General features: G+C 62.2%; 17 protein-coding genes. 5 read left to right on the top strand and 12 right to left on the bottom strand.

What is annotated here, in order from left to right; genetic code table 11:
- Positions 1-43 precede the first annotated feature (43 nt).
- Positions 44-1903 (bottom strand): DAHL domain-containing protein, encoded by a 1860-nt coding sequence (locus M5C01_RS14000; RefSeq protein ID WP_103495572.1) that lies wholly within the window; start codon positions 1901-1903, stop codon positions 44-46.
- Between the two features lie 89 nt (positions 1904-1992).
- A complete protein-coding gene (locus tag M5C01_RS13995; protein WP_178129875.1) occupies positions 1993-2268 on the bottom strand; it encodes a hypothetical protein in 276 nt (91 codons plus the stop codon).
- Between the two features lie 171 nt (positions 2269-2439).
- Between M5C01_RS13995 and M5C01_RS13990 the strand changes: the two genes are divergently transcribed.
- Both M5C01_RS13990 and M5C01_RS13985 read left to right on the top strand, forming a co-directional pair.
- On the top strand, positions 2440-2859 hold the full coding sequence (locus tag M5C01_RS13990; RefSeq protein WP_152739906.1) for a hypothetical protein: 420 nt from the start codon (positions 2440-2442) through the stop codon (positions 2857-2859).
- 207 nt (positions 2860-3066) lie between these two features.
- Positions 3067-3282: a DUF2790 domain-containing protein gene (locus tag M5C01_RS13985; protein ID WP_152739907.1), complete on the top strand. Its 216-nt coding sequence runs from the start codon at positions 3067-3069 to the stop codon at positions 3280-3282.
- Positions 3283-3468: 186 nt separating this feature from the next.
- Here the strand turns inward: M5C01_RS13985 and M5C01_RS13980 are convergent, their stop codons facing one another.
- The 5 genes from M5C01_RS13980 to M5C01_RS13960 all read right to left on the bottom strand — a co-directional run bounded on the left by M5C01_RS13980 (position 3469) and on the right by M5C01_RS13960 (position 10213).
- Positions 3469-4821, bottom strand: a complete 1353-nt coding sequence (locus M5C01_RS13980) for an OprD family outer membrane porin (RefSeq protein WP_103495569.1) — start codon at positions 4819-4821, stop codon at positions 3469-3471.
- Between the two features lie 202 nt (positions 4822-5023).
- A complete protein-coding gene (locus M5C01_RS13975) occupies positions 5024-6400 on the bottom strand; it encodes a uracil-xanthine permease family protein (RefSeq protein ID WP_152739908.1) in 1377 nt (458 codons plus the stop codon).
- 71 nt (positions 6401-6471) lie between these two features.
- Complete coding sequence (locus M5C01_RS13970) at positions 6472-7572, bottom strand: DNA alkylation repair protein (protein WP_152739909.1); 1101 nt, start codon at positions 7570-7572, stop codon at positions 6472-6474.
- A gap of 17 nt (positions 7573-7589) precedes the next feature.
- A complete protein-coding gene (locus M5C01_RS13965) occupies positions 7590-8186 on the bottom strand; it encodes a cupin domain-containing protein (RefSeq protein WP_152739910.1) in 597 nt (198 codons plus the stop codon).
- Between the two features lie 65 nt (positions 8187-8251).
- Complete coding sequence (locus M5C01_RS13960; protein ID WP_152739911.1) at positions 8252-10213, bottom strand: FAD-dependent oxidoreductase; 1962 nt, start codon at positions 10211-10213, stop codon at positions 8252-8254.
- Positions 10214-10421: 208 nt separating this feature from the next.
- Here M5C01_RS13960 and M5C01_RS13955 point away from each other — a divergent pair, with 208 nt between their 5' ends.
- Both M5C01_RS13955 and M5C01_RS13950 read left to right on the top strand, forming a co-directional pair.
- Entirely contained in the window at positions 10422-11465 is a 1044-nt protein-coding gene (locus tag M5C01_RS13955; protein ID WP_152739912.1) for an ABC transporter substrate-binding protein, read from the top strand.
- A 72-nt stretch (positions 11466-11537) separates the two neighbouring features.
- Positions 11538-12323, top strand: coding sequence for a class II aldolase/adducin family protein (locus M5C01_RS13950; RefSeq protein ID WP_152739913.1), 786 nt, complete (start codon positions 11538-11540; stop codon positions 12321-12323).
- Positions 12324-12474: 151 nt separating this feature from the next.
- Here M5C01_RS13950 and lpdA read toward each other — a convergent pair whose 3' ends face one another.
- Genes lpdA through M5C01_RS13930 form a run of 4 tightly spaced genes read right to left on the bottom strand, consistent with a single transcriptional unit; the run spans position 12475 to position 17441 of the window.
- The gene (gene lpdA, locus M5C01_RS13945) at positions 12475-13863 is read right to left on the bottom strand and encodes a dihydrolipoyl dehydrogenase (protein ID WP_152739914.1); all 1389 of its coding nucleotides are present in this window, start codon (positions 13861-13863) and stop codon (positions 12475-12477) included.
- 2 nt (positions 13864-13865) lie between these two features.
- Positions 13866-15146, bottom strand: a complete 1281-nt coding sequence (locus M5C01_RS13940) for a dihydrolipoamide acetyltransferase family protein (protein WP_152739915.1) — start codon at positions 15144-15146, stop codon at positions 13866-13868.
- Positions 15147-16202, bottom strand: a complete 1056-nt coding sequence (locus tag M5C01_RS13935; RefSeq protein ID WP_100940157.1) for an alpha-ketoacid dehydrogenase subunit beta — start codon at positions 16200-16202, stop codon at positions 15147-15149.
- A gap of 3 nt (positions 16203-16205) precedes the next feature.
- A complete protein-coding gene (locus tag M5C01_RS13930) occupies positions 16206-17441 on the bottom strand; it encodes a 3-methyl-2-oxobutanoate dehydrogenase (2-methylpropanoyl-transferring) subunit alpha (protein ID WP_103496451.1) in 1236 nt (411 codons plus the stop codon).
- Positions 17442-17636: 195 nt separating this feature from the next.
- On the opposite strand from M5C01_RS13930, the gene bkdR reads away from it, so the two are divergent.
- Positions 17637-18125, top strand: a complete 489-nt coding sequence (bkdR, locus tag M5C01_RS13925) for a Bkd operon transcriptional regulator BkdR (RefSeq protein ID WP_103496452.1) — start codon at positions 17637-17639, stop codon at positions 18123-18125.
- Positions 18126-18215: 90 nt separating this feature from the next.
- Here the strand turns inward: bkdR and csrA are convergent, their stop codons facing one another.
- A complete protein-coding gene (gene csrA, locus M5C01_RS13920; protein WP_100940160.1) occupies positions 18216-18407 on the bottom strand; it encodes a carbon storage regulator CsrA in 192 nt (63 codons plus the stop codon).
- Positions 18408-18478 lie beyond the last annotated feature (71 nt).

Raw genomic sequence — 18478 nt, 5'->3', positions numbered from 1 at the left:
GCGGGGACAAAGTGTAAAGCGAGTGCTGGCGGATGGCTCTCTCTCATTGATGAATATTCGAATATACCGAGGCGGGGGAGGCGTTCGCCGCAGGATGCTCGTCTTGCATATGGATGGTTTGCAGGGGGATATCCAGGGTGAACAGGGCGCCCCTGCCCGGGCCGTCACTGTGCACGTAGAGGCGGCCGTCCATCTCGAGCGCCGCCAGGGCGCAGCTGTGCAAACCGAAGCCGTGACCGTCCTTGCGGGTGGTGAAACCATGGGTGAAGATCCGCGCGAGGTTTTCCGGCGCAATGCCTTCGCCTTCATCCTTGACGCTGATGCGCAGGGTCTTGCCGTCGACCACCCGCACGCCCAGGGTGATGTCCCGGTCGCGGTTGGTCAGGTCCGACACCGCGTACTTGGCGTTGCTGATCAGGTTGATCAGGATCAGCAGCAGCCGGTGCTTGTCGCCGAGAAAGGTCGGGACCGGGTGGTAGTCCTTGAGCACCGTGACCTTGTGCCGGTTCAGGGCCCCCGAGTTCATGCGCAGGGCATCTTCGAACAGGTCGGTGATGTTCACCGCTTCCAGCAGCTTGGCCGCGCCGGCATAGGATTGCTGGGTGGCGACGATTTCCTTGATGTGGTCGACGCTTTTACTCAGTTGCGCCAGTTCCTGGATGATCTCGGTCTGCTCGGTGGCGACGGCCGCGGCCAGCTGGTTGAGGTAGGCGGGCAGCAGCTTGCCTTTTTCGTCACGGCTGACAAAGTCCCCCAGGTCGTCGGCGTGCTCGTTCATCAACTGTACCGCCTTGGTCAGTCCCTGGGCCTTGCTGGAGCGGATCTTGCGGGTCACCAGATCGGCGGAGATGTTCACGCTGTTGAGCACGTTGCCGACGTTATGCAGGACGTTGGTCGCGATTTCCGCCATGCCGGCCGTGCGCGCGGCGTCCATCAGCTCGCTCTGGGCTTCCTTGAGTTCGCGGGTGCGTTCTTCGACGCGTTGTTCGAGGCGGTCGTTGGACAGCTGCAAGGCGCTGTTCATCTGATTGATCAGCGCATAGCTGCGCAACTGGCGAATGATCAGGTAGAACACCAGCACGGCCATCAGCGCCGCGCACACGCTGAGATAGATCAGGTACTGGCGGTCCTGGAGCTCGGCGCGGCGCTGGATTTCATTCAACAGTTCGTTGATGCCGTCGAGGCTGGCGGCCACCGGGATAAAGCCGATGCGGTCCAGCAGGTCATTGACCTGGGGTTGTTCGCTGACCACCACATTGGCCTGGGCGATCAGCTTGTCGATGGACGGGCCCAGGGCCGCCGGCAGGCTGGTCTTTTGTGCCGCCAGGTGCTGGATCTGCCGTTCGATCTTGTCGGCTTTGCCATTGGACACGTGCTGCGCATATTCCAGGGCGCTCAAGGTCAGCTTCGAGGCGCTGTAGAGCACGCTCAGGGTTTCCACCGGGTGTTCGGCGCTGAAGGGTTCCAGGTCGGTCTGGACGGTGTCTTCGATCGCCGACAGGGTTTCCAGGTCATCGCGCAAGGCGGTGTTGTGGGCCTGGAACTGCTCGATCAGCTTGTTCTTTTCCGCCGTGGCGTCGAGGTAGGCCTTCTTGCGCGCCTGCCAGATGCTGGAGTTGTCCAGGGAGCTGTTCTGCGCGACCAACTGGTCCCAGCGTCGGCTGGAATCGGCGATGGGGATGGCCAGCAGGTTGTAATTGTATTCGTCGCTGATGCGGGTCTTGAGAATCTTCGCGTCGAGCCTGGCATCCAGCTGCTTGAGCTGGCGGAGCAGGTCGCGGGACTCGAAATAGGTGGAGGTTTCCCGGGAAAAGGCCTTGATCAGCAGGAACGCCAGGAGGCTGACCAGAATGGCAAACAGGGTGACCAGCGCCGCACTTCTATATCGGCTCCATCGCATCATTGCGTACTTCCTGTGTCCGGTTGACGTGGCGGCTTCGGGCTCTTTTCGCAAAGTGTAGTGCCGCTGGGTCTGCAAGTGCTGGAAAAGTGTCATTTCTTTGCATGGGCGGGGGCTCCAGGGGTTTCATCAACTGCAACTGCTGACGGTATTCGTCGGTGATCTGGCGGGCCTCGCTGTTGTCGGTGATCACCCGCGGGGTGATCGGCACGATCAGTTCCGCTGACCGAGGCGGGCGTGCAACTGTTGCCGCCGGCGCTGCCTTCATCCAGCAAGGCCGCCTGGGCCGCAGCGCTGAGCCCGGAGAGGGCCAGACAAAAAATGACAATATTGAAGACGTCGGTGATGGACGGTTTATTCAGTTTCATGAACGTATCCTCATGATGAATCGCCAGGCTCCATACCTATGGGAAAAGACTGAGCCTTAATCAAGGGAACGCCTACTGTCATCTCTGGCAGTAGGCAGCCTGAGGGTTTGGGGCAGGCTGATTTATGAAAACGGTTTTAAGTGTGACACATGGGTTTTCGAGGAGATTGATATGAACGGGGTGTTCAATGACCTGGTAAAGGATGACGTTGTGGCTGATGGTGTTGCGGTTGGGCTTGTGTTGTATGGGCGAAAAGTACTTGTGTCATTTTTATGGGGTGTTACGGTCTGCTTTGTCGGAGGATTTACTTCTCAGGCACACGCTCAGCCCGTGCGCGACTTGGCGTCAGCCTTTAATGAGGCGTTGGGTGAAAAGCATTTCACAAATCAACTTGTTGTCGATAAGGAGTATCCAGAGCTGCCGAATGAAGAAATAGGCGATTCCCCCCTTCGGTCCCGGCCAGCCGCACTCCGAACACGGCTGAGGGTAGCATCAAGAAGAAATTTTGATTTTGCTGAAAAGGAGTGTGGTACAGCCCGCCGTTGCTCGGTGAGATCAGCACTGCCCGTTAGAGGAAACCATGTTTCATGAATGTTTCGTCATCTTTCCGGCGGGCGGAAGCCGTGGCGGGGGCTAGATAGAATTCAATTAGCTAAGTGTTAAGGCGTTTATAAACTATTAGTTAATAAGCTCTGCCAATTCCTTAATCCATAGATAATGGTCGATTGAGAGCCTGCGCAGGTGCAGTCTGCCCAGCGCGGCGGGTTATTCCCTATTTCTCATATCGAGTCAGTGATCATGAATATCTATACCAAGTGCTTGACCGTTGCGATCGTGCTTTTCAGTGCCCAAACCTTTGCCCTGGATAGAAAAGACATCGCGCAAGTTATCAGCGTGGATTCCGATCCTTATGCCTGCGGCATCGTCGACGCGAAGATGACCTACAAGACGCCGACCGGGGAGATCAAGGAGTACAAGTACAAGACCTGGGGCAGCGGTTGTTCCGGGGATTGATGGATCGAGTCGGTTGATAAGCAGTCTGGATTATTGAAAACGTCATATCACCTGATGTGGGAGCGAAGCTTGCCCGCGAAGCTATTGGCGGCCTCAAGGGCCTCTTCGCGAGCAAGCTCTGCTCCTACAAGGACCGTGTTCGGTCCTGATTGAGCGGCATCAGGGTTTTCCAAGCCCCACGGTTTCTTACCAGATCGGGATCACATAACTCACGTAGAAGCGGTTTTCGTCCTGGATCGTCTGGCCGGTGATGTCCGGGCTGGCATGGGCATTCTGCCAGCGCACGCCGAGGCCTTTCAGCTGGCCGGTAGGGACGTTGTAGGCCAGGGAGATATCGCGTTCCCATTCCTTGGCATTCGGATCGGCCGGTGTACGGATCTGGTCGCCATGGACGTAGGTGGTGGCGAACACCAGGCCATTCACACCCAACTGGGCGAAGTCATATTTGTACTGCGCCAGCCAGCTGCGCTCACCCGCGTGCTGGAATTTGTTCAATTGCATATTGGTCAGTGCCGGGCTGTCGGCGCCCGAACCCGGGCCCTGGAGTTCGGCACCGCTGTTCAGGCCGGAGTCCAGGTACGGGAAGTCGCTGTTGCCGCTGTTCTTCTGCACGCCGAGGCCGACGGTGTGGCCGGACAGGCTGTAGCTTTCCATCAGGCTGACGGTCGACTGGTTGATCCGGCCCTTGGTCAGGCCGTTGCCGTAGTAGCCGGCGGCCGAGTACTGGCTGTCGCCATCGGCGTTGCCGCCGGTGCCCAGGCTGCGGTAGGCGCGGAAGTCGCTGTCGATGGCGCCGACAGGCAGGGCGTCATGACGCTTGGCACCGAGGAAGGCCTGTTGGTAGTAGTCCGACAGGTTCGAGTACCAGGCGCTCAGGGTGGTGCCCGGGATACCGGCGTAGTCGGCACCGCCGTAGAGGAAGCGATCGCTTTTCTTGGTGCCGCCGGCGGTGATCATGCCGGTGTCGCCGGTTTCGTTGCGGATCTTGGTCTGGGTGATATCGCCGACGGTGAAGGTGAAGTTGTCCAGGTCCTTGGACACCAGTTGCGCACCGGTGTTGGTCTGGTGGTACAGACGGCCGTCGGTGTTGGCCAGCATCGGGTTGTTCTGGTACAGGGTACCGATGCGCAGTTCATCCTTGAGGAAACGTGCCTTGAACGTCGGGCTGATCACGCCGAACTGGTCGACGGACTTGCCGTTGTCCAGCGGGAACATACTGCCGGGGTAGCGGCCCTGGTGGGTCTTGTCGTCCAGGTCGCCGCCGGAGTCGAGCTTCAGGCCGTAGAACGCCTGCAGGTCCAGGCCCAGGCCGATGGTGCCGTCGGTGTAGCCGGACTTGAAGTCGAACTGGAAGCCCTGGCCCCAATCGTGATAGCTCTTGGCCTTGGCCGTGCTGCCACTGACGCCTTGACCATCCTGGTTCAGGTAACGGTTAAGGAGGGTCACGTCGGCGTGACTGTCATCGATGAAATCCGCATGGGCGTAGATCGTGACACTCGCCAGGGCGGCGCCCACTAAGGGGCTCAACAGCTTGTTCATTGGGTTCGGATCCTAGTCACAGAATTGAAATAAGAGCAGCAAACTCTTGAAACAATTAAAGGGTCGGTATGTGACAGTTCCGAGTCAAAAGCCCCTTGCAGGACATGAACTTTAGTTTAATAAGAGCCTGATTTCGGTCAGGTTTTTTTCTGGCTGGAAGGCTCAAGACGGCGGCTTTCAAGACCGCCGCCGGTTTCGCTGATCAGGCTTTTTGTGCTTCTGGCAGGAACCAGTTCAGCAGCAGCGCACAGATGCCACCGGTGGCCACCCCGGACTCCAGCACATTACGCAACGCCGCCGGCATATGGGCGAGGAATTCCGGTACCTGGGAGACGCCAAGGCCCAGGGCCAGGGACACGGCGATGATCAGCAGCGCGCGGCGGTCCAGGTGGATGCTGGCGAGGATATTGATGCCCGAGGCCGCCACCGCGCCGAACATCACCATGGCCGCGCCACCGAGCACCGGCTCGGGCACCGCCTGGATCGCCCCGGCCACCGAGGGGAACAGGCCGAGCAGCACCAGCATCAGGGCGATCCATTTGCCGATATGCCGGCTGGCGATGCCGGTCAGCTGAATCACCCCGTTGTTCTGGGCGAAGATCGAGCTGGGAAAGGTGTTGAACAGCCCCGCGAGCAAAGAGTTGGCGCCGTTGACCAGCACGCCGCCCTTGATCCGTTGCATCCACAGCGGGCCTTCCACCGGCTGGCGCGACACCTTGCTGGTGGCGGTGACGTCACCGATGGCTTCCAGGGACGTCACCAGGTAGATCACCAGCATCGGGATAAACAGCGACCAGGAGAAATCCAGGCCGAAATGCAGCGGCGTGGGGATCTGGAACAGCGCGGCCTCGTGCATGCCGGTGAAGTTCAGCCGACCCAGGTAGCCGGCCAGGGCATAGCCGACCGCCAGGGCGATAACGATGGCGCAGCTGCGCATCCACACCAGCGGGATACGGTTGAGGATCACGATGATCGCCAGCACCACGCCGGACAGCAGCAGGTTCTCGCCATTGGCGAAGGTGCCGTTGGCCATGGCGCTGAAACCGCCGCCCATGCTGATCAGGCCGACCTTGATCAGGGTCAGGCCGATCATCAGCACGACGATACCGGTCACCAGCGGGGTGATCATGCGTTTGACGAAGGGCAGGATGCGCGAGATGCCCATCTCGACAAAGGAACCGGCGATGACCACGCCGAAGATCGCCGCCATCACCGCTTCCACCGGTGTGCCTTGCTTGACCATCAGCGCGCCGCCGGCAATCAGCGGGCCGACGAAGTTGAAGCTGGTGCCCTGGACGATCAACAGCCCGGCGCCGAAGGGGCCGAAGCGGCGGCACTGGACGAAGGTGGCGATGCCGGAGATCACCAGGGACATCGAGACGATCAGGTTGGTGTCCCGCGCCGACACCCCCAGGGCCTGGCAGATCAGCAGGCCGGGGGTGACGATGGGCACGATGATCGCCAACAGATGTTGCAGCGCTGCCAGAAGACCGATCAGCAGGCGGGGGCGGTCCTCGAGGCCGAGGATCAGTTCGCTGGCCTGGGGCTCGGCGGCGGGCGGAGTCTGGTGAGCGGTCATGGCGGGGCCCTGGAAAAAATGAGGTCGCGATTCTACTGGGCTTGGCGCGGGGCGCCCAGCTTCGGTGGGGCTTATTCGAGAATATCGAAACCGCTGCTGCCCAGGCGCTCGCCATTGACCAGCAAGTGCACAGCGTGGTGGCCACTGTAGTGCTTGCGGGTAGTCAGTTCGCGGATGTGCTGGCGGCGGCTCAGGGTTTCACTGGCGCCGGCGGCCAGGTGCAGGGTCTTGAGCTTGAAAACCTTGCTCGAGGTGGCGCCCGATGCCTTCACGTAGTCGATAGCGTAGTCGATCACCAGCTTCTGGCTGGCGGTTGCGCTAGAGGCCAGGGTGAAGGAGAGGGTGACGCTGTCGCCGAGGCGGATCACCGCCGGTTCGACCTTCAAGTCCAGCACCTCGACCTGGGCCTTGGCACCGGCGCCCATCAGCGTAAGGGCGCGCGGGTTGCCCTGTTTGATCAGGCTGCGCAGGGCGTGACGGGCAATCCAGGCGGTGCGCGGGTCGTCCAGCGACCAGCCTTCGATCAATTCGAGCACCCAGTCGGGATGCTCCTTGGTGATGTCGTTGAGGTGGTTGGCCACCGATTTGCGCACGTAGAGGCTGTCGTCGGCTTTGAGCGTGTCGAGTATGTCGGCGGCGAGGCTTGGGTCGGCCTGGATCCTGGCCAGCCGGAAGGACCATGGCAGGCGCGGTCGCGAGCCTTCGCTGGCAAGACGGCGAACATGTTCGTTGGGGTCCCGGGACCAGGTTTTCATCACCTCCAGGGTGCGTTCGAAATCGTTGAGCAGAAAATGCCGTATGGCGAACTCCGAGGAGCCGAAGGCGGTGAAGTACTTCAGCGCGTCCATCGACAGTTCGAAGTCCTTGGCCCCGTAACTCGCCACATAGTGCGGCAGGCACATGCTGACAAAGGCGCTGTTCAGGCGCGGAGCGAGCTGGCGCAGCAGCTTGAGGGACTGCTTGTAGCTCTGGGGCAGTACCGCGTGCAGGCTTTCGCTGACCCGCGCCAGGCGCTGCATGATCGACAGCTCGTCCAGGCCCTGGTGGGTGCGGCTGATAAAGCCGGCGCTGTCGAAGTCGGGGTACACCGCGCGCATTTCGTGGGCGATATGCAGCAGGCGTTCGCTGTTAAAGATTTCCTTCAGCGCCGGGGCGGCTTGTTCGGTGCTCATGACGGGACCTTGTGGGGTTAGAACGTGGGCGGGGTGATGACCCAGATGACCACGGCGTCGACCTCGCCGGGGTTGCCGTAGCGGTGCGGTTCCTGGCTGGAGAAGCTGAAGCTGTCGCCCTCGGTCAGCTGGAAATGGCGATCGCCGACCCACAGCTCGAAAATCCCGGACAGCAGGTAGCCGGCTTCTTCGCCCTCGTGGCTGTAGCTTTGCTGGCTGTAGGTGCCCGGGGGGAAGCGCGAATGGAGCATTTCCAGCTGGCGGTTGGGTTGCGGGGTCAGCAGTTGGTCGACGATGCCGTCTTCGTAGTGCACGCTCAGGCGGCTGTTCTTGCGCACCACGTAGCCGTTGTCTTCGGGGGCGGTGATGGCTTCGCTGGCGAAGAACCACTGGATGGTCACGCCCAGGCTGCGGGCGATATTGAACAGGGCCGGGATCGACGGGTAGGCGAGGTTGCGCTCCAGCTGGCTGATATAGCCGGCGGTGAGTTCGGCCTGGGTCGCCAGTTCGGTCAGGGTCATGCCACGCCGTTTGCGCAGGCCGCGAATGCGCGTGCCGAGAAACTGCGGGCCCGCGGCGGCGCTGTCACCGGCGGGCGTTGGGGCGTTGCTCATGGCCTGCTCCAATCCTTGAAAGGGCCGCAGTATAAGGCACTTGGCGAGTGCTGAGGATGTGACTGTCAGATCTCCCAGGCGACCTTCAGCCCTTCATAGATCGCTTCCTCCACCGTGCGCGGCGCCAGGCAGTCGCCGATCCGGCGGAACTCCACCAAGCCCTGCAATTCATCACCCAGGGTATCGACCGGTTGATGCCCCTGGCACAGCACCAGGGTGTCGACCTCTTCGAACAACATCGGCTCGCCGCTGGCGGTATGTTGCAGGTACAGGGTGCTGTCGTCGCAGCCGTAGAGCCGGGCATACGGCGTGATGGGAATGCCCAGGCGGTGCAGCTCGCCGGCCAGTTGATCGCGCACATACAGCGGCAGGCTCTCGCCGCAATGGGTGCCGTTGACCGCCAGTCGCACCTGATGCCCGGCCCGCACCAGACGCTCGGCAATCCCCGGCCCGATCCAGTCGCAACGCCAGTCGACCACCACCACCGAACGGCCGATCTTCACTTCGTCACGCAGCACCTGCCAGGCATCCACCACCTGCAATTCACCTCCGCGCTCAAAGGCCGGCCAGTAAGGTTCGGCACCGGTGGCGACAATCACCAGATCCGGCTGCTCGCGTTCCACCAGCGCCCGGTCGACCCGGGTATTGCGCACCACCCGCACCCCGGCCAGTTCCATTTCCCGTTGCAGGTTGGTGCTGGCGCCGCCGAACTCGCTGCGCCGTGGCAGCAATTGCGCCAGCAACACCTGGCCGCCCAGCTGCGAACTGGCCTCGTACAGCGTCACCTCATGTCCACGCTGCGCCGCCACGGCCGCAGCTTTCATCCCGGCCGGGCCGCCACCGGCAATCATCACGCGCTTGCGCTTGGCCGTAGCAATCAACTGCCCGTACTGCAATTCGCGCCCGGTTTCCGGGTGCTGGATACAGCTGATCGGCAGGCCCTTGTGGAAATGTCCGATACAGGCCTGGTTGCAGGCAATACAGGCGCGAATATCTTCGCTATGGCCGCTATCGGTCTTGTTCGGCATCTGCGGGTCGCAGATCAGCGCCCGGGTCATGCCGCAGACATCGGCCTGGCCACGGGACAGGATCAACTCGGCCTCCTGGGGCTGGTTGATCCGCCCGGTGACGAACAGCGGAATCGACAGACTGGCCTTGAAGGTGCCGGCTTCCTTCGCCAGATAGGCGGCTTCGATGGCCATCGGCGGGACGATATGGATCGCGCCACCGAGGGATGCCGAGGTCCCGGCGACGATATGCACATAGTCCAGTTCGCCTTGCAGTTGCACCACGGCGGCCAGGGACTCGTCCTCGGTCAGGCCTTCGGCATCGCGCTCGTCGGCGGAAATCCGCAGGCCGATGATGAACTGCTCGTCAGTGGCCGCGCGCACGGCGGCGATCACTTCCCGAAGGAAACGCAGGCGCTGTTCCAGCTCACCGTTGTAGCCGTCGGTGCGTCGATTGACCCGTGGGTTGATGAACTGCGCCGGCAGGTAACCGTGACTGGCGACCACTTCCACGCCGTCGATCCCGGCCTGGTGCAAGCGCCGCGCCGCCGCTCCATAGCCCGCGACGATCTCGTCGATCATCCCCTGGTCCAGTGCCCGCGGCATGACCCGGAAGCGCTCGTTGGGCACGCAGGACGCCGAGTAGGCGACCGCCAGCAGGCCGTCGCTGGACTCCATGATTTCCCGGCCCGGATGGAAGATCTGCGACAGCACCAGGGTGCCGTGGGCATGACAGGTCTCGGCCAGCCGCCGATAGCCGTCGATGCAGGCATCGTCGGTGGCCATCAGCACATGGGAGGTATAACGCGCACTGTCGTGAACCCCCGCCACCTGCAACACGATCAGGCCGACACCGCCCTCGGCGCGGGCCCGGTGATAGGCGATCAACTGTTCGTTGACCAGGTTGTCGGTGGGCATGGAGGTGTCGTGTCCGCTGGACATGATGCGGTTCTTCAGGCGCTTGCCACGCAGCTGCAAGGGTTCGAACAAATGATGAAAGGCGTGCGTCGACGTCGACATGGCAAGGCTCCAGGCGGCCCGGGATCGAACGCGGGCGGTTGTTATTATTGTTCCATGAAAATTTACCTGTAGTAAAAAATCAACTTGTTTTTTTACTTTGCCTTGGGTTAGCTTCAAATCACGCCTGCTGACCGGGCGTACCTCATACAACAAAAAAATGGATCGCCAGGTGCTTCGGACCCGGGCGATACCGCACGAGGACTCATCAATGAAATCGAACACCCGCAAGTACGGTTTTTATCCTTTGCTCCTGACGCTGGCCATGGGCAGTGTCCAGGCCGGTCAGGACATGGTGGTGGTCGGCTATGGTGGCGCCGGGCAGAAAGCCCAGGACACGGCGTTCTTCCAGCCTTTCAGCACCAAGGACGGCAGCAAGCTGATCCAGAGCGAATACAACGGTGAAATGGCCAAGATCAAGGTCATGGTCGACACCGGCAGCGTGGACTGGGATGTGGTGCAGATCGAAGGACCGGATTTGATGCGCGGGTGTGACGAGGGCATGTATGAACGCCTCGATTGGAAGCAGATCGGCCATGCCGACCAGTTGATCCCCGACGCCGCCCAGGAGTGCGGCTCGGCGGCGTTGGTCTGGAGTGTCGCCATCGCCTACGACACCGACAAGGTGGCGCGGCCGCCGACTTCCTGGGCCGATTTCTGGGATGTGAAGACCTTTCCCGGCAAGCGCGGCCTGCGCAAGCGTGCGGTGTACAACCTGGAATTCGCGCTGATGGCGGATGGGGTGAAGGCCGAGGACGTGTATACGGTGTTGAGCACGCCCAAAGGGGTCGACCGGGCCTTTGCCAAGCTCGACCAGCTCAAGCCCTACATCCAGTGGTGGGAGGCGGGCGCCCAGCCGGCGCAGTGGCTGATGGCCGGCGATGTGGTCATGACTTCGACCTACAGCGGTCGCGTGGCCGCCGCCGCGCAGCAGGGCAGCCATCTGGCGCTGGTCTGGCCGCAGAGCCTGTATGGCATGGATTACTGGGCGATCATCAAGGGCTCGAAACACGTCGACCAGGCCAAGCGTTTTATTGCTTTTGCCAACCAGGCCGATGCCCAGATCAACTATGTGCGGCAGATTCCCTACGGCCCGACCAATACCGAGGCGGCCGCGCGGCTGGATCCGAGCCTGGCGAAGTGGGTGCCGACGGCACCGCAGAACCTCAAGGGCGCGTTGTCGATGAACGTGGCGTTCTGGAACGATCACGGCGAAGAGCTTGAAGAACGTTTCAATGCCTGGGCAAGCAAGTAAAGTAGGCAGCCTGGCGCCTTTGAGCGTGCCGGCTGCCTGATTCGATCCATTCTGCCTGAGGGAGTGATCCGCTTGAACGACCTTCTGCACACCGCCGCCGCGCCGGCGGCCATCGAGCGTCAATTGCGCGAGCAACTGGCGGCCTGTTACCGGTTGACCGCGCACTTTCGCATGACCGACCTGATCTTCACCCATATCTCCCTGCGCTTGCCGGGGCCTGATCATCATTTCCTGATCAACCCCTATGGGCTGATGTTCGAGGAAATCACTGCGTCGAGTCTGGTGAAGATTGGTCTGGATGGGCGGGCGGTGGAGGACTCGCCGTATCCGGTGAACCCGGCCGGGTTTGTGATTCACAGTGCGATTCATGGTGCCCGGGAAGATGCGCAGTGCGTGTTGCACACTCATACCCGCGCGGGTTGCGCGGTGGCGGCGCTCAAGTGCGGGTTGTTACCGGTCAACCAGATTTCCATGGAGTTCTTCGGGCGCACGGCTTATCACGACTATGAGGGCGTGGCGCTGGATCTGGACGAGCAGGCGCGGCTGGTGCAGGACCTGGGGGACAAGTCGGTGATGCTGTTGCGCAACCATGGTTTGCTGACGGTGGGCGAGAGCGTGGCCCAGGCGTTTTTCCGCATGTATTACCTGGAGAAGGCCTGCGAGATCCAGATTGCGGCCCAGGCGTGTGGGGAGTTGGTGTTGCCGTCGGACGCGGTGTGCGCCCATACCGAGCGACAGTTCAATGACCCGGGCCGGCCGCTGGAGGAGGGGCAGTTGAGCGACCCGGATGCCATGGGGTTGGCGTGGGCGGCGATGTTGCGGTTGCTGGATCGGGTAGCGCCGGGGTATCGGGATTAACACTTAGGGAATGTTGGACTCGTTTTTGTGGGAGCGGAGCTTGCCCGCGAAGAACGATAACGCGGTGTATCTGATACTCCGCGTGTTCTCGAGATTCGCGGGCAAGCTCCGCTCCCACAGTGTCCGTGTTCAGCCCATGGATCAGCGGTGTTTAGAGGTGCAACGCATGCCCCAACGCCCGCAGCGCTGCTTCCTGCACCGCTTCACCCAAGGTCGGATGGGCATGGATGGTCCCGGCGATATCTTCCAGGCAAGCGCCCATTTCCAGGGATTGCCCGAACGCCGCCGCCAGTTCCGAAACCCCGGCACCCACCGCCTGCCAGCCGACAATCAGATGATTGTCACGCCGCGCCACCACCCGTACGAAACCGCTTTTCGATTCCAGGGTCATGGCCCGTCCATTGGCCGCAAACGGGAAGCTCGACACCAGGCAATCCAGCCCGGCGGCCTTGGCTTCATCCGGCGTCTTACCGACCACCACCAACTCCGGATCGGTAAAGCACACCGCCGCAATCGCCGTCGGATTGAACTCGCGATGCTGGCCGGCAATCACCTCGGCGACCATCTCGCCCTGGGCCATGGCCCGGTGTGCGAGCATCGGTTCGCCGGTCAGGTCGCCGATGGCCCAGACATTGCGCATGCTGGTCTGGCAACGGTTGTCGATCTTGATCGCCGCGCCGTTCATCTCCAGTGCCAGGGCTTCAAGATTCCAGCCCTGGGTACGCGGTTTGCGTCCCACGGCTACCAGCACCTGGTCGGTCACCAGTTGCAGAGTTTCCCCTTGGGGATCGCGCACCGACAGGGTGTTTGACGTCGCATCGAAACCTTCGACGCTATGCCCCAGATGCACGGTAATACCCAGGGCCTTGATCGACTCGGCCACCGGCTGGGTCAGTTCACGGTCATAGGTCGGCAGGATGCGGTCGCGAGCTTCCACGACCGTCACCTCGGCCCCCAGCTTGCGGTAGGCAATCCCCAGCTCCAGGCCGATATAGCCGGCGCCGACCACGGTCAGGCGCTTGGGTATCGAGGTCGGAGCCAGCGCTTCGGTAGACGAAATAATCGCCCCGCCAATCGGCAGCATCGGCAGGTTCACCGTCTGCGAACCGCTGGCCAGCAGCAGGTGTTCGCACTGGATACGCAAGCCATCGACCTCGACATGCTTGCCGTCGATCACCTTGGCCCAACCATGGATCACCTTGACGCCATTCTTCTTCAGCAATGCCGCGACGCCGCTGGTCAGGCGGTCGACAATCCCGTCCTTCCATTCGACGCTCTTGCCGATATCCAGGGTCGGTGCCGACACCTTGATCCCCAGCGGCGAAGTGTCGCCACTGTAGCCCTGGGTGGTATGGAACTGCTCGGCGACATGGATCAGCGCCTTGGACGGAATGCAGCCGACGTTCAGGCAGGTGCCGCCCAGCGCCTGGCCTTCCACCAGCACGGTGGGAATGCCCAACTGGCCGGCACGAATGGCCGCGACATAACCGCCGGGGCCGCCGCCGATGATCAACAGGGTGGTGTTTTGGGTCTGTTGCATGATCACTCCACAAACAGGCTGGCGGGTTGTTCGAGCAAGCCGCGAATGGCCTGGATGAATTGGGCCGCGTCCATGCCGTCGACCACCCGGTGATCGAAGGAGCTGGACAGGTTCATCATCTTGCGGATGACGATCTGGCCCTTGATGACCACGGGCCGCTCGACAATGCGGTTGACCCCGACAATGGCCACTTCCGGCAGGTTCAGCACCGGTGTGCTGACAATCCCGCCCAACGCCCCGAGGCTGGTCAGGGTGATGGTCGAACCGGACATTTCATCGCGACTGGCCTTGCCACTCCGGGCCGCCTGGGCCAGGCGGTTGATCTCGTCCGAGGTGCCCCACAGGTTGAGGCTCTCGGCGTGGCGCACCACCGGCACCATCAGGCCACCGTCGGTCTGCGCGGCGACCCCGACATGCACCGCGCCATGGCGGGTGATGACCTGGGCTTCGTCGTCATAACGCACGTTGATCTGCGGGAAGTCCCGCAGGGCCACGACCATCGCCCGCACCAGGAACGGCAGCAGGGTCAGCTTGCCGCGGCTGTCGCCGTACTTGTGATTCAGGTGCACCCGCAGCTCTTCGAGGGCAGTGACATCCACTTCCTCGACATAGCTGAAGTGGGCGGCGCGGCGCTTGGCATCCTGCATGCGCTGGGCGATCTTGCGGCGCAGGCCGATTACCGGGATCTGCTGTTCGTCGGTGCGCCTGGCATAGCTGGCAACGGCCGGGGCCGGTTGCTCGCTCTGGGCCAGGTAAGCGTCGAGGTCGTCGTGCAGGATGCGCCCGGCCGGGCCGCTGCCGTGGACAAAACGCAATTCGATCCCGGCATCCCAGGCGCGTTTGCGCACGGCCGGGGAGGCCAGCGGACGTTCATCGGCGGCACGGGCCACCGGGGCTGGGCGAGGCGCTGCGGCGCTGGTTGGCGCCGGTTTGGCGACGGGCTTGCTCGGTGCTTCAGCTTCGGCAACCGGCTTTTCCACGACGGCCACAGGTGCTGCTTTCGCTGCCGGCGCTTCAGTGCCTTCGCGCAGGTTGCCGGCGCCTTCCACTTCAATGCTGATCAGCACGCTGCCGACCGCCATGACTTCACCGGGAACACCGCCCAGGGCAATCACCTTGCCGTGGACCGGCGAGGGAATATCGACCATGGCCTTGTCGGTCATGACATCCGCCAGCACCTGGTCTTCGACCACCAGGTCACCGACCTGCACGTGCCACTGGGACAGTTCGACTTCTGCGATGCCTTCGCCAATGTCCGGCATCTTGATGATATGAGTACCCATTCAGACCTCCATGACCCGTTTCAAGGCCGCACCGACCCGTACCGGACCTGGGAAATAAGCCCATTCCTGTGCGTGGGGGTAAGGCGTGTCCCAGCCGGTGACGCGCTCGATCGGCGCTTCCAGGTAATGGAAGCAATGCTCCTGGACCAGGGCGATCAGCTCGGCACCGAAGCCGCAGGTGCGGGTGGCTTCGTGGACGACGACACAACGACGGGTTTTCTTCACGGAATTGACGATGGTTTCCAGGTCCAGCGGCCAGAGGCTGCGCAGGTCGATGACTTCGGCGTCGACCCCGGTTTCCTCGGCGGCGGCCTGGGCCACATAGACGGTGGTGCCGTAGGTGAGAATGGTCACTTCGCTGCCGGGGCGGACAATCGCCGCGCAGTCCAGCGGCACGGTGTAGTAGCCCTCGGGCACGGCACTGGCCGGGTGCTTGGACCAGGGCGTTACCGGACGCTCGTGATGGCCGTCGAACGGACCGTTGTACAGGCGCTTGGGCTCAAGAAAGATCACCGGGTCATCGTTCTCGATGGCGGCGATCAGCAGGCCCTTGGCGTCATAGGGGTTGGACGGCATCACCGTGCGCAGGCCGCAGACCTGGGTGAACATCGCTTCCGGGCTCTGGCTGTGGGTCTGGCCGCCATAGATGCCGCCGCCGCAGGGCATGCGCAGGGTCATCGGTACGGTGAACTCGCCGGCGGAGCGGTAGCGTATCCGCGCCGCTTCCGAGACGATCTGGTCGGAGGCGGGGTAGAAATAGTCGGCGAACTGGATTTCCGCCACCGGGCGCAGGCCGTAGGCGCCCATGCCGACGGCGACGCCGACGATGCCGCTTTCCGAGATCGGGGCGTCAAACACCCGCGAGGTGCCGTACTTGCCCTGCAGGCCTTCGGTGCAGCGGAACACGCCGCCGAAGTAGCCCACGTCCTGGCCGAACACCACCACGTTGTCGTCGCGCTCGAGCATCACATCCATGGCCGAGCGCAGGGCCTGGATCATGGTCATGGTGCTGGTGGCCACGGCGTTCTCCGTTTGCAGTTTGCTGTGATCGTTCATGGCTTATAACCCCAATTCCTGACGCTGCCGGCGCAAGTGCTCGGGCATGTCCTTGTAGACGTCCTCGAAGATGGTCGCGGCGCTGGGCATCTGCCCGCCGGCCAGGGTGCCGAAGCGTTCGGCTTCCTTCTGCGCGGCAATGATCTCGGCTTCCAGTTCGGCGCTGACGGCCGCGTGCTCTTCCTCGGACCATTGGCCGATGGCGATCAGATGCTGCTTGAGGCGCAGGATCGGGTCGCCCAGGGGGAAGTGGCTCCAGTCGTCGGCGGGACGGTACTTGGATGGATCGTCGGAGGTGGAGTGTGGGCCGGCGCGGTAGGTGACCCACTCGATCAGGGTCGGCCCGAGGTTGCGCCGGGCCCGTTCGGCGGCCCAGACGGAGGCCGCGTAGACGGCGATGAAGTCGTTGCCGTCGACCCGCAGCGAAGCGATGCCGCAGCCCACGCCACGCCCGGCGAAGGTGGTGGCTTCACCGCCGGCGATGGCCTGGAAGGTGGAGATCGCCCACTGGTTGTTGACCACGTTGAGGATTACCGGGGCGCGGTAGACGTGGGCGAAGGTCAGGGCGGTGTGGAAGTCCGACTCGGCGGTGGCGCCGTCGCCGATCCAGGCCGAAGCAATCTTGGTATCGCCCTTGATCGCCGACGCCATGCCCCAGCCGACGGCCTGGACGAACTGGGTGGCCAGGTTGCCGGAAATGGTGAAGAAACCATGGTCACGCACCGAGTACATGATCGGCAGTTGCCGGCCCTTGAGCGGATCGCGCTCGTTGGACAGCAGCTGGCAGATCATGTCCACCAGCGGTACGTCCCGGGCCATCAGGATGCTCTGCTGGCGGTAGGTGGGGAAGCACATGTCGTCGAGGTTCAAAGCCAGGGCCTGGGCGCTGCCGATGGCTTCCTCGCCGAGGCTCTGCATGTAGAACGACATTTTTTTCTGGCGCTGGGCAACCACCATGCGCGTGTCGAAGATCCGGGTCTTGAGCATGGCGCGCATGCCCTGGCGCAGGATCGCCACCGGCACGCCTTCGGCCCAGGGGCCAAGGGCCTGGCCCTGGTCGTCGAGCACGCGGATCAGGCCTTTGGCCAAATCGGCGGTGTCGGCGGGTTCGACGTCGATAGGGGGTTTGCGGACCTGGCCGGCATCGGTCAGGCGCAGGTAACTGAAGTCGGTCTTGCAACCCGGACGGCCTGAGGGTTCAGGAACGTGCAGGCGCAGCGGTGCGTACGCTGGGTTCATGGCTTTCTACGCTCTATCTTGTGAATTTCTTGTAGTGGGCGCGCGAGCTGGCAGTCATCCCCTGGGTAAGGGAAATCTTGTCCTACAACAATCATAGGCCGGTCGTGGGAGAATATTTCTCTCTGTTTCGTTGCGCTCAAGACGATTTGCAGATAAAAAATCTGCATAACCATAAAAAGCAGGTGTTTTTATCTCATGCGCAAACTGGATCGCACCGATATCGGGATTCTCAACAGCCTTCAGGAGAATGCCCGCATCACCAACGCCGACCTCGCCCGTTCGGTCAACCTGTCGCCCACGCCCTGCTTCAACCGGGTCAAGGCCATGGAGGAACTGGGGCTGATTCGCGAGCAGGTGACCTTGCTCGATCCGGAATTGCTCGGCCTGCACGTCAACGTGTTTATCCATGTCAGCCTGGAAAAACAGGTGGAAGAGGCGTTGCAGCATTTCGAGGCGGCGATTGCCGATCGGCCGGAAGTGATGGAGTGCTACCTGATGGCCGGGGACCCGGACTATCTGATCCGCGTGCTGGTGCCGACGATCCAGGCGCTGGAGCGCTTCATGATGGATTTTCTGACCAAGGTGCCGGGGGTGGCGAACATCCGCTCCAGTTTTGCCCTCAAGCAGGTGCGCTACAAGACGGCGCTGCCGTTGCCGGCGGGCGGTCTGATCCTGGGCAGTTGAGAAAACGGGGGAGGTTGAGCCAGTAGCGAGGAGAGGGGGGAGCTTTCGTCAGCCGCGGCCAATGGCAGGGCTGACGAGGGAGCGGGCTTGTTACTTTGGTTCTTTGTCTCCGGCAGACAGGCCGGCCTGGATACGCTGGTAAATCTCTTCACGGTGCACGGCAACGTCTTTGGGAGCGTTGATGCCCACCCGGACTTGCTGGCCGCTAACGCCCAGAATCGTGATCGTGATGTTGTCACCGATGTTGATGCTTTCACCGACTTTGCGGGTGAGTATCAGCATGTCTTTCTCCTTGAATGTTACTAAGGTGCCTTTCTCAGGCATTCCTGGCTTAGGTCTTACACACAGAATAC

It is taken from the genome of Pseudomonas sp. MWU12-2319, from assembly GCF_023242525.1.
Lineage (GTDB): Bacteria > Pseudomonadota > Gammaproteobacteria > Pseudomonadales > Pseudomonadaceae > Aquipseudomonas > Aquipseudomonas gingeri_D.
This window is presented reverse-complemented; position numbering and strand designations above follow the sequence as displayed.